This is a genomic window from Pseudoalteromonas sp. SR41-1 (genome assembly GCF_014164015.1).
Taxonomy (GTDB): domain Bacteria; phylum Pseudomonadota; class Gammaproteobacteria; order Enterobacterales; family Alteromonadaceae; genus Pseudoalteromonas; species Pseudoalteromonas distincta.
Genome location: NZ_JACJEK010000015.1, coordinates 82,403 through 94,932 on the forward strand (window position 1 = coordinate 82,403; position 12,530 = coordinate 94,932).

At 40.4% G+C, this 12,530-nt stretch carries 10 protein-coding genes; 9 read left to right on the top strand and 1 reads right to left on the bottom strand.

Translation table 11 applies throughout. From position 1 onward, the window contains the following. Positions 1–4 precede the first annotated feature (4 nt). On the bottom strand, positions 5–853 hold the full coding sequence (locus H5118_RS14065) for a D-hexose-6-phosphate mutarotase (RefSeq protein WP_182712511.1): 849 nt from the start codon (positions 851–853) through the stop codon (positions 5–7). Positions 854–1,280: 427 nt separating this feature from the next. Here H5118_RS14065 and H5118_RS14070 point away from each other — a divergent pair, with 427 nt between their 5' ends. From H5118_RS14070 to H5118_RS14110, 9 genes are all read left to right on the top strand, one after another. Further along, positions 1,281–1,763 (top strand): MarR family winged helix-turn-helix transcriptional regulator, encoded by a 483-nt coding sequence (locus H5118_RS14070; RefSeq protein ID WP_182692757.1) that lies wholly within the window; start codon positions 1,281–1,283, stop codon positions 1,761–1,763. A 100-nt stretch (positions 1,764–1,863) separates the two neighbouring features. Next, positions 1,864–3,186 carry a carbohydrate porin gene (locus H5118_RS14075; protein ID WP_182696061.1) on the top strand — a complete coding sequence of 441 codons (1,323 nt, stop codon included), beginning with the start codon at positions 1,864–1,866 and terminating at the stop codon, positions 3,184–3,186. A 129-nt stretch (positions 3,187–3,315) separates the two neighbouring features. Further along, positions 3,316–3,711, top strand: coding sequence for a YbaN family protein (locus H5118_RS14080; protein WP_024596096.1), 396 nt, complete (start codon positions 3,316–3,318; stop codon positions 3,709–3,711). Positions 3,712–3,835: 124 nt separating this feature from the next. Further along, positions 3,836–4,468: a PepSY-associated TM helix domain-containing protein gene (locus H5118_RS14085; RefSeq protein ID WP_182692760.1), complete on the top strand. Its 633-nt coding sequence runs from the start codon at positions 3,836–3,838 to the stop codon at positions 4,466–4,468. Next, the gene (locus H5118_RS14090; RefSeq protein ID WP_024596098.1) at positions 4,468–4,977 is read left to right on the top strand and encodes a DUF2271 domain-containing protein; all 510 of its coding nucleotides are present in this window, start codon (positions 4,468–4,470) and stop codon (positions 4,975–4,977) included. The genes H5118_RS14085 and H5118_RS14090 overlap by 1 nt, the downstream gene beginning before the upstream one ends. A gap of 34 nt (positions 4,978–5,011) precedes the next feature. Continuing rightward, the gene (locus H5118_RS14095; RefSeq protein ID WP_182749176.1) at positions 5,012–5,857 is read left to right on the top strand and encodes a DUF4198 domain-containing protein; all 846 of its coding nucleotides are present in this window, start codon (positions 5,012–5,014) and stop codon (positions 5,855–5,857) included. A 279-nt stretch (positions 5,858–6,136) separates the two neighbouring features. Beyond that, the gene (locus tag H5118_RS14100; protein WP_220488869.1) at positions 6,137–8,665 is read left to right on the top strand and encodes a TonB-dependent receptor; all 2,529 of its coding nucleotides are present in this window, start codon (positions 6,137–6,139) and stop codon (positions 8,663–8,665) included. A 204-nt stretch (positions 8,666–8,869) separates the two neighbouring features. After that, on the top strand, positions 8,870–9,763 hold the full coding sequence (locus H5118_RS14105; protein WP_182749178.1) for a hypothetical protein: 894 nt from the start codon (positions 8,870–8,872) through the stop codon (positions 9,761–9,763). Positions 9,764–9,973: 210 nt separating this feature from the next. Continuing rightward, positions 9,974–12,370: a PKD domain-containing protein gene (locus tag H5118_RS14110; protein WP_182749179.1), complete on the top strand. Its 2,397-nt coding sequence runs from the start codon at positions 9,974–9,976 to the stop codon at positions 12,368–12,370. Positions 12,371–12,530: the final 160 nt, after the last annotated feature.

Consider the following 12,530-nt stretch of genomic DNA (forward strand, 5'->3'; position numbering starts at 1 on the left):
TAGCTTACCAACTAATGGTAGTTATTAAGGTGTGGCTTTGTTTTGGCTCAAGCGTTACTTTATCTGTCAGTACATTAGCGGCCTCTAGGCACAGCATTGTTTTATACTCATCGTCAGCAAAATTAGATAAGCGTTTTGATTTTTCTATCCATGGATTCCACAGCACACACGAACTTGAGTTTTCGCGGCTCACATTAATAACACCTTCTGGCGTATTAATGCTTTGCACTGTACTTGCTTGTGTATAAACCATATCGGTTTCGCGATTAAAGCTTACAACATCATTTTGTACAAATGGCCCTTCACTAAACTCAATATATTGCGCGCCTTGCAAACCATCTACATGGGTGTTTGTAATATCTGAGGTAGGAAAATAGGTATGCAGTGCTTGAGTAAAGCTAAATGGCACACTACCTAAGTTAGTGGTCGTTAAGCGAACCTGTAATTTATCACTTAATACAAACTCAACTTTTAATGCGCACTGATGCGGCCAATACGTTGTATTAACAAGTTTCATGGGGAGCTTTAAACTAACTGTAATTTGCTCATCAGATTCGTGTACTTCATCGGCTTGCCATACGCTTGTGCGCGCAAAACCGTGGGCAGGCCACCCATCATTAGCGTGTGTACCAAACCACGGCCAACAAATAGGAATACCGCCTCGAATACTCGCCCCTTCTTGATAGGTTTCCTCTTGTGAAACCCAAATAAGTGGCTTGTTATTTTTAGGGATAAACTCGGTAATTTGCCCACCTTGCAAAAATATTTTTGCGTCGCACTTTTCACTAGCTACTTTAATAAACTCAAGTCCGGATTCGCTTTGCTCAATGCTAACTGATGGCGATAATTTCATACCTTCCCCTATAATACTGATACTAAAGATTTTTAATGTTTACATCTAAACAATAATGCATGCTTAAAGTATACGCTATTGATATTAAATATTGATTGCTGAATTTGTTCATTGCCGATTAATACATATACAGTAAACTCACAAACAATTACTTTGTACTAACAGCTGTAAATGAATAATACTAAAGTCTATACAATAAGACTTGCCAATTATTCACAACATACGTACTGTGCGCAACTTAATGCACACAAGGTGCTAAGAAAATTTACCAATATTTAAACAATATAATTTTACATTAGTTACTGCTCTAACTATTAAAAACCAATAAAAGCGGGCTAAAGTACAATATATTATTTGAATTCAATTTATTTGATGTGTAACATTTCGCGATTACGGCAAACTACCGCCCCATCGACGAGATAAGCAAATGCAAAAATATGACGAGTTATTGATTTCTTTACGTAAAGTTATCCGCGCGATTGACTTACATTCTAAGCAGCTAAATAAAACTTCGGGTTTAACTGGCCCACAATTGCTTATAATGCAAGAAGTGCAAAAAACCGATGGAATAACGGCGAGCCGTATTGCTCAAAATGTAAATTTAAGCCCAGCAACGGTCACCAATATTCTCGACAGAATAGAAAGCAGAAACTTAGTAACACGCGTACGCAGTCAAATGGATAAACGCAGAGTGAGCTTATACCTCACCGATAAAGGAAAAGAGTTACTTGATAAAGCACCTCAGCCATTGCAAGAACACTTTATTGAAAAGTTTTCTGCACTTGCTGAATGGGAACAGAGCCTTTTACTCTCATCAATGCAGCGTGTAGCCGCAATGATGGATGCAGATAAATTAGATGCATCGCCCCTTCTAGAAGTTGGTGCGCTTACTCAAGCTCCTAAAGAATAAATAATAAAAAAAATACATAGTTTTTGTACTTACCCTAAACGTAAGGCGTTTTTTTACGTCTTGAATTTTTTATTTTTTAATCAAAATCTGAGCGGCAATTATGACTAAACTCTCAAAATTAACACTAGCACTAGTTCTAGGTGGTGTTACAAGTACTTCTTATGCGTCTGATGATCTAGACACGTTACAAAGCCAACTTAAGCAGTTAAAGCAACAAATGCAACTGCTTGAAAATAAGTTAGCTGATGAAAAAACAAAACAGCAAAAAATTAATGAGCTACACAAGCAAGAAGTTGCAAAAATTAGTAAAAAAGCTGATAACAAAGAAGTTGTTGTTGCTGCCGCCGAATCTGAGAAAAAAGACGAAGGCGTTAAAATTGGTGGCGCAGTGCGTTTTAATTACAGCACTAATTCATACGATGAAGACACTCAAGATCGTAGCGGCGACTTAGACTTTGAAGTATTTCGCATTAACTTATCTGGCGAAATAAACGATATTTCTGTTAATGGTGATTTTCGCTTTTACGATTACATGACCATTGTTAAGTATGCATACTTAGGTTACGAATTTACTGATGGCTGGGAAGCACAAGCTGGTATTGCACCTGTCCCTTTTGGTAATGGCCCATACAACTCACACAGCTACTTTTTTAGCACTAACTACTATGTTGGCCTAGAAGACGACTTTGACTTGGGTGTAACAGTAAACCGTAAACTAAAAGATAACTGGAAACTAGACCTAGGCTTTTTCAAAAATGATGAAGTAGGCGGCGTTGATGGCAGCTCTGAAGTTAACGAGCGTTACTCTTTTGATATAGTTGGTAGCCGTGCAACAACCGAAGGCACATACGATGCACCTGGCTCTCGCCTTGGTGAATACAACACATTTGCAGCTCGTACAGTGTACCAAATTGAGCATGGCGAAAACGCTAAAACCGATGTGGGTGTATCACTATTAAGCGGTGGCTTACATGATGGTAACGACCGTGCAGGTAACTACGGCGCATGGGCGTTCCACGTAAACAGCCAAATAAATAACTGGAATATTCAATTTCAGCACGGTGAGTACGACTACGACCTAGACGACAACAGCAACCGCTTTGTTGTAGGTGCGTTTGACTACTACGACACCGTATCAAGCGAAGCTACCATGACTAACTTTAACGTAGCTTACGACCTATCGGTTGATTTAGGCCCTATAACAGGCGTACAGTTTTACAACGATTACGGGATCATTTATGACAAATCTGACGACAGTGCAGATACATGGATGAACGTAACAGGTATGAGCGTATCAGCAGGCCCGTTATTTACGTACTTTGACTTTATTCAAGCACGTAACCAGCCATTTATTGGCGGAACAATTATTGGTGATGGCGATACAGAGCGTCGCTTTAACATCAACGTAGGTTACTACTTCTAGATAAGTAAAACCTATTTTATAAATTTAAAAGGGCAAACTTAGTTTGCCCTTTTTTATGTTTTTACACTTCGATTTTATAACTATTTGGCCTACAATCGAAAGTATCAGCCATTACTAAAAAGAGCCTAAGTGAATATAAAAGCAGTGTTTATTTGTTATAAAAACTTATGGTTTAAAGCACTTGGCTTAATACTTGTAGCCTTGGGTATTATTGGCATTGTGCTGCCGGTCATGCCTACCACTATATTTTTTATTTTAGCGCTCACCTGCTTTACTCGCTCATCACCCGCGCTTGAACAATGGCTGTTAAACCACCCTCGTTACGGTGTAACTTTGCAGCAATGGCAAGCCCATAAAGTAGTGCCTGTAAAAGCCAAATGCTACGCCGCCATTGGCATGTTAATTGGATTTACATTTTTACTGTATTCAGCCGCCCCTATTTGGGTTATTTATCTCGTTGCAGTAATAGAAGTATTGGTAATGATTTACCTTATTTTAAGACCTTCCAGCCCTCCTAAGCGTTAAATATTCATTTTTTACCTGCTTACCGCCTTTGTTTTAAAGTTTTTATGTAAAGATAAGTAAGTAAATTTGTAATAGCTAATGCAAATCATTATCATGCTGTAAATTTAATTTATTTACTGTTTTTATGTCGTTTATTAACAAGCGGGCTTTGTATAGCACAAGCCGTGCTCTACATATTTATATTTCTACAGCTTTGTTTTTTTTGCTTATCTTATTTTGCGTTAGCGGCATTGTGCTCAACCATATTGATTGGCTTAAAAACGATAAAAATAATGGCCAAGTAACGGCGGTAATTCCAGCAGAGCTAGTTACCAAAGCGAATGAGCAGCTGAATACGCTGCCAACGCTTTACCCTGAAATAGAAGCTTACCTAGCCGAGCAATATGCACTTACAAAAGTAAAAAGCATTGAGTGGGAAAAAGAAGACGCGCTTGTCATGCTCGACTACCCACTGCCTGCTGGGTTTGCCTACGCAGAGCTTGATTTTACAACTGGCGAGCTAAATCTTGATTACCAAACAGGTGGCTTTTTAAGCCTTATTGGCGACTTACATAAAGGCCGCCACAGCGGTGAAGTATGGAGTTGGGTAATTGATATATCTGCCGTACTAATGATTTTATTTGCCATCACCGGCATGATTATTTTGTTTCAAAATAGAAAAAAACGCTTAGCAGGAATATGGATAACCGTACTCGGAGTGGTAACTCCACTGGTTATTTATTTATGTTGGGTTCCACAAATAAAAGGAGTGTCTTAATGGTTAAATTTAAATTATTTATAAGCGCCGCATTACTGCTCGTAGCTGCGTTTTTTCAAACAACGGCGCATGCAAAAACACCACAGCTAGAGGTTGAATTAACACTTCCTGACTTAGAAGTACAACCGTATCACCGCCCATACGTTGCAGTTTGGCTTGAAACACCAGAGCGCAAACACGTTACAACGCTTGCACTTTGGGTGCAAAAAGCAGAATGGTTTAAAGACTTACGCCAATGGTGGCGTAAAGCCGGTAAAAGCGATGCCAACTTTGACGGCATTAGCGGCGCAACAAAACGCGCAGGTACTTACACCATAAATTGGCAAGGTAATGATTTAGACGGTAACCCAGTAAAACCAGGTAAATACTTACTAAATATTGAAGTTGTACGCGAAGAAGGCGGCAGAGACTACACCCGCGTTGAGCTCGATTTAACTAAATCAGGCAAACTAACAATTGATGGTAAAAACGAGTTTTCTAAAAGCTTCGTCACTGTAAGCACTAAGTAGCTGCTACTTAATCATTTGAATTTAAGGAAATACAATGAAAATTAATTTATTAAAAACGGCATTAATCGGCGCATTGAGCTTATCTGCTTTAGTGTCAACTTCAGCAAGTGCACACGGACGTTGGTTACTACCTTCGCATACATCTTTATCAGGCGATAAAGCGCATTACGTAATGATTGACGCTAGTATCTCTAACGAAATGTTTGCACCAGACAAAGCCTTTAAACCTAAAGAAAAAGGCGCCGAGTACGACGACACATTATTAATGGCACTTGCACCTAATGGTGAGCCAGTATCTGAAACCATTCGTGCTTATTACTTAAAGCGTAAAAGCTCAGCTGCGGTAAGCTTAACAGAGCAAGGCACTTACCACATTGCAATGACCCAAAAGCCAATGTACATGACCTTCTATAAAAACGAAGAAGGTAAGCGCAAGCGCGTATTTGGTAAAAAAACAGAAGCCGAGTTACCTAGCAATGCAAAAGATGTAACGACAACGAAGGTTGTTTCAACAGTAGATACATTTGTAAGCCGAAATGGCACCTCAAAACCTGCACAGCTAGGTTTAGGCTTAGAGCTTAGCGGTCCAACGCATCCAAACGATTTATTTGTAGGTGAACAAGCACGTTTTCAGTTACTACAAGATGGTAAATCTGCTGGTGAAGGCGTTGAAGTAAGTATTTTAAAAGGCGACACACGCTACCGTAACGAGCGTGGCGAAGTAAAAGTAATGACCGATAAAGACGGTATGTTTACAATTACGTGGAAAGAGCCAGGCCTATACCTAATCGAAACCTCTAACAAGGTTACCGTAAATGAAGAAGGCGTAGATGCAGGACGTTATGCATTATTTACAACGCTTGAAGTTGCCCCTGAATAATTTAAATTACTAAATTTAAAAATTGAAAGGCCAAGCATTTGCTTGGCCTTTTTACGTCTTACTAACTTTTATCTAAAATCCCCTTGAATTCGCAACCATTCGACACAAGATTGCAACTACAACGATCCAAACGCCTATATCACGCGTAGACAGTGACCTTACTTGTTAACAACTTAGAATATCTTAGATAGTTTTTATCTTTGCACTAGGGTAGTCGCTTCTATATGATGCGCTCCTTTTTAAAATCAATAGTCAGCAGCCCTCAAGGGAATCAACATCATGTTAAAGCCATTATCAGCCAAAAAAGTAGCACTTAGCCTGGCCGTTTCTTCTGCACTTAGTGCACCCTATTCTTCTGTATTTGCTGCAGAACAAGATGTTCAAGCCGAAAAAAGCATTGAAGTGATTTCAGTAACAGGTACTCGCCGTAGCTTACGCAGTATTGCCGAAAGCTCAGTACCTGTAGATATTATTACCAGCGGTGATATGCAAAGTACGGGTCAGCTAGAAATAAGCCAAATACTAGCAAACCAAGTACCTAGCTTTAACTACCCAAGTGCCACTATGGGTGATGGTACTGACCATGCAAAACCAGCTGTTTTACGTGGATTAGCACCCGATCACACACTAGTGCTTATAAACGGTAAGCGCCGCCATGCCGGTGCGCTATTAAACTTAGCAGGTGTTGTTGGTCGAGGCTCTACCGCTGTTGATTTGAACATGATCCCAACCTCTGCAATTAAACGTGTTGAAGTACTACGTGATGGCGCAGCCGCACAGTACGGTTCTGATGCAATTGCTGGGGTAATTAACATTGTACTTAAAGATGCCTCAGAAGGCGGCAGCGTTAGCGTAACGTACGGTAAATACGATACTCAAATGGCTGGCGTACCTCAGCTAGAAAGCACCTATGCAGATGCTAACGGCGACTTAGCGTTTAATACCGGTGGCGACAGAGAAGTAAACGACGGTGCAACACGCACTGTTAGTGCAAACTCTGGTTTTGCGTTATCTGATAACGGCTTTGTTAACGTATCAATTGAATACCGCGATAACGACTCAACGCAGCGCTCAGGCTTTGACCCACGCGAACAATACAGCCGTCTTGATGATGGCAGCTTAGACCCACGCGAATTTACTATCGATCGTTACAATCACCGTTTTGGTAAAGCAGACCTTGAAGACTACGCACTGTTTTACAACATGGGTTACGATTTAGATAACGGCTTAAACCTTTATTCATTTGGTAGCTACTCAAAGCGTGAAGGTAATTCAGGTGGTTTTTACCGCCGAGCAAAAGACAGCCGTAACGTTTTAGAAGTGTACCCAGATGGCTTTTTGCCGCAAATTGAAACAGACGTACAAGACTACTCATTTGCACTGGGCTTAAAAGGCGAAACTAACGACTGGACATGGGATGTAAGTACCAACTACGGCCGCAACGACTTTGGTTTTGGTGTTGTAAATAGTATTAATACATCACTAGGTGCCGACAGCCCAACCGAATTTGACAACGGTGCATTGGTTTACGATCAGTTTTTAGTAAACGCAACAGCCAATACCACACTCGATTTAGGCTTACCTGATGACGTATTTTTTACCGTAGGTACTGAATACCGCCACGAAAGCTACAAAATAGAAGAAGGCGAAGAAGCGTCTTACATCACCGCACTTGATAGCAACGGCAACCCAATTGCAGCCGGTGGCGCGCAAGTACTTGCTGGTTTTGGACCAGAAAGTGCGACTGACGAAAGCCGTCATAACATCGCTTTATTTGTTGAGTTTGATACCTACTTAACAGAAAAATGGAACGTCGTTTTAGCGGGTCGTTATGAAGATTACAGCGACTTTGGCGACACATTTACCTCTAAACTTGCCTCGCGTTACAGCATTACTGAAAACCTATCGCTGCGCGGTGCAATTAGCACCGGTTTCCGTGCGCCATCTTTAGCGCAAAGCTCGTACCGCCAAATATCAACAGTACTTGAAAACAACCAACCATTTGAAGTTGGTTTATTCCCAACCGATTCAGCCGCAGCGCAAGCACTCGGTGCTCAGCCGTTAGATGCTGAAGAGTCAGTAAACGTTACTGCGGGCTTTATGTACACGCAAGGCAGCTTTAGCTTAACCGTTGATGCGTACCGTATTGATATTGATGACCGTATTGTATTGTCTGAAAACTTAGAGGGCGATGCCGTAGTAGAAATACTACAAAATGCCGGTGAGCTAAATACCGAAAGCGTACGTTACTTTACCAACGCTATCGATTCACGCACGCAAGGTGTAGATATAGTTGCCACTTATAACCTAGATTTAGACAACTTAGGTGATTTACGCCTAAACGTAGCAGCTAACTTTAACGACACCGAAGTAACACACGTAAACGACAACCCAAGCGAACTTAACTCACTAGGTGACGACTACGTAGTGTTTGCGCGTCGTGAAGTAGGTCGCTTTGAAGAAGGCACGCCAGATAGCAAATGGAACCTATCAGCAGTGTGGAACTTTAACGAATGGCAAACAACGCTTCGTGCCACACGTTATGGTGAAGTCGCTGATATATCAACTACAGCTGATCGCGATGAATACCTAGACCCTAAATGGATCACCGACCTAGAAGTGGCATACCGTCCAGACGAATATTGGAAATTTGCCGTTGGTGCAAACAACTTGTTCGATCAGTACCCACAAGCCACCGTGGATAACATTGGTTACTCTGACTTTGGTCAAATATTCCCGTACACACCGTATGCACCTTACGGATTAGACGGACGTTTCTTATACGGTAATATTACTTACAGCTTTTAATTAGTTTACTAATAAAAGCAGAGCAATTATAAAAGGATGCATCACGCATCCTTTTATATTAATAATTAGTTATTTTAACCACTTATTAGTATTTAAACTTTCATAAAAAACCACCACCCTATATAAAACAACAGCTTACATTTCGGCCTCATTTTTGCTCTATATTGTTTATATAAATACAAACAAAAATACAAAGGACTAAACATGAGCTCATCAACTGTATCTAACATTACAAAACCACTTTCACTTATTGGCGGCATTTTATTATTAAGTGGCTGTGTATTTCACATATCGCCAAGCGTTGCCTCAGTAAAGCAAACTCAACAGCTATCACTGCCAAGCAATAATCTTGAATATTTAAATGTATTAAGCGGTGCAGGTAGCCTTGAAATAAAAGGCTCAAAAACGGCCACCAGCATTAGTGTTGATGCCACTATTTACACAGCCGACATTGAAGACGAATACGAACTAACGCTCGAGCAAGACGGTAAACAGGCAAAGCTTGTTGCCCAAAATAAAAGCCGTAATGGTATTAGCTTTTACAGTGGTCAATCTCCAAGTATTAATTTAGTGGTTACTGTGCCAAGTAATCTAAATTTAGATATTGATGATGGCTCTGGCGATATTTTAATAAGTGCTATGCAAAGCAATATTGATGTTAAAGACGGCTCGGGGAATTTAACGATAAGTGGGGCTAAAAACCTAACTGTTGACGATGGATCTGGTGAAGTAAACCTTGAAAACATCGCAGGTAATTTAGAATTAACCGACGGCTCTGGCAGTATTCATATAAACAACGTAAGTGGCAATGCAACTATTGACGATGGTTCTGGCGAAATGCACGTGAGCAACATAACCGGTTCGCTAAACGTTGAAGATGGATCGGGTGATATAGTAATAAGCCATATTAGCGGTGCAGTTAATGTTGATGATAACTCTGGCGACCTGCTTATTGAGCATATTGGTTCAAGCGTAACAATTGAAGACGGTTCGGGTGATATTCGCGTTAATCATGCAAAGGGGCTGACTATTACTGAGTCGGGCTCGGGCGATGTAAGTATCGATAATATTAGCGGTTCAGTAAAAGTAGCAGACTAACTTTATTCAACTGCCATTTAATATACTTTATGCCCTATCAATCTGGGCATAAAGCACTCCCCTCAAAGTATAAATTATTTAAAAGCAGCACTGTTTCACGTTAACTATTTCCTAAAATAATGAAAATTTACTTATTTGATTTATTTTTTTTGCTTTATATCTAATTTAGGTACATATTAATATTCAACTTATTAAAAGGATATTAATATTATGAAATGGAAGTTATTAATTTTAATTACTGCTTTATTCACCCTCGTAGCTTGTGGCTCTGGAGGTTCAGACCCCAAAACAGTAACTAAACCGCTCAGCACTAACACAAAGCCTATTGCGGTTATTACCACCGAGCAATCGGAGTTTAAAGTAAATACCACCCTCGTTTTTAGCGCAGCACAAAGTAGTGACCCCGATGGCGATGCACTCACCTATCAATGGCAATTAACCAGCAAAAACGAACAAGTAGAAATACCGATTACGGTTAATAACGAAAGTACCGTTGAGTTTTCAGTATCTGAAGCACAAGAATACCAATTAGTATTAACCGTGAGTGACGGCAAGCTTTCAAGCAGTCCTGCACAAAAACAATTCACCGTTACTGCAAATACCCAACTAACGGCTAACGCAGGTAGCACACAAACCGTTAAACAAGGTGATGTTGTGCTTTTAAATGGCGCGCAAAGTAGCACAACCAGCGGCGCCATTAATCAATACAAATGGCAATTTATTACCAAGCCCGTAGCAAGTAATGCAACGCTTGAAAATGCGACTCAAGTAAAAAGCCAGTTTGTTGCCGACGAAATAGGCGAATTTAAAGTTGAGCTTACCGTTACTAATTCACAAGGTGATACGGCAAGCATTGTTGTACTCATAAAAAGTGAATCGCTTAATTCTAACTCATCGCCACAAGCGGTTATAAACGTAGAAAATAAAACAATTGCCCCAAATGAAGTTGTTACACTTTATAGTAACCAAAGCACTGATCCCGATAAAAACGATACGCTTAGTTATGCGTGGGCAATTACATCAAAACCCCAGGGCAGCACGCCTGCTCTTTCAAACATGCAAAATCATACCGCTGGGTTTTCAGCGTCAACAGCTGGAGATTACTCGCTTTCACTCACTGTTACCGACCAACAAAACAAAAGCGATACCGCATCCGTTACTTTAACTGTTACCACAAGTAATAAAGCCCCAGTTGCAACACTTGAATCCGAACGTGATATTACGTTAAACGAATCTACCACTTTGCAGTGCCAACAATGTAGCGACCCCGACGGAGATACGCTGAGCTATAACTGGCAGTTACAAGCTAAGCCTGTAAATAGTGCATCACAACTGACTAACAGCACATCAGCAACACCCTCTATTATTGCCGATAAAGAAGGCGACTACGTTGTAGTACTTACAGTGTCTGATGGGCAATTAAGCTCAAACCAAGCAACCTCAGCACTGCATGCCAGTAGCAATAAAAAGCCTATCACTTTGGTAACTTATGAAACCTCTATAACGGTTGATGAGCAAGTTTTACTTGATGCCTCACCTAGTTACGATCCAGAAGGCCAACCACTAAGCTACCAATGGGAAATCATTTCGTCGCAAGGCCAAGCAACGCTTAGCAGTAATACAATATCAATACCAACGTTTAGCGCATCAGTAGAGGGGCAAGTGGTTATTTCGGTACGCACTAACGATGGCGTGCAGTACTCCGACACAAAAACCCTAACAATTGATGTAATACAAAACGCATTGCCAGTAATTAGCTTCACAGGGGAGCAATCACGCTACGATGTAGTGGGCAATGCAGTTAAATTTGATGTAAGCCAAAGTTACGACCCTGAGGGAACCACTCTCGATTACGCTTGGACACTATCAGCGCCTTCAGGCTCGAGCACCAGTTTAAGCAATACAAACCAAAGTATTACCGAATTTATCGCCGATATGACAGGTAGTTACACGTTAACCGTTGTCGCAACTGATGCTGATGGATTTTCAAAAAGTGTGCAATTTTCAATTACAGTAACCAACTCTGCACAACTTACCGGTCGCATTAAAGGGCAACTTACTAATGTGCAAAAAGCGGCTATAAGTAATGCACAGCTAACAATTAATGGACTGCAGTACAGTACCAACACAAACGGCTTTTTTGATGAAGAGGTTAATTTAGCACAAGGTGAAAAAATAACGATAACCACCGCAGACGAAAGACTCGCAACAGGGGTATATAACTCTGTAGCAATTACGCAAAGCAACTTTACTGTGGATATAGGCCAAAATAGCATGCCCGTTTTACAAGCTGTTGAGGTTTCGGTATTTGTGTGTGCTGAGTTTTCAGGCCCCGACACCGTTAACTTACGCTTTAACATGGTAGATACACTTTTAGCGTCAGATAGCTTTCAATTTAGCTTTGATCAAACAAAACCACTTACTTTGCAAAAAAGCGGAAGTACTTACCTCGATAGCGAATTAGATATCGACCTACCTGCATCAGCAGAGTTTGAAGTAACAGTAATTGAAACAAGCGTTGAAAATACAATAAGCTCAAACATTACTATTTACCATTCTGATTCAGGCCAACCAAGCTCAGCAATTATAAGTATTTGTAATATTTAGCCCCCCAAATAACCCCTTCAACATAAAGTGCTATTCTTAGCCCAGTAGTTATAACCATTAGTGTTATAACTACTGATAAATAAGCAACTTTGAGCCATATAATCCATTGTATTTTATAAGCAGCTAAGCCATTCTAAAAGCCTTGATGTTATTAGGATAA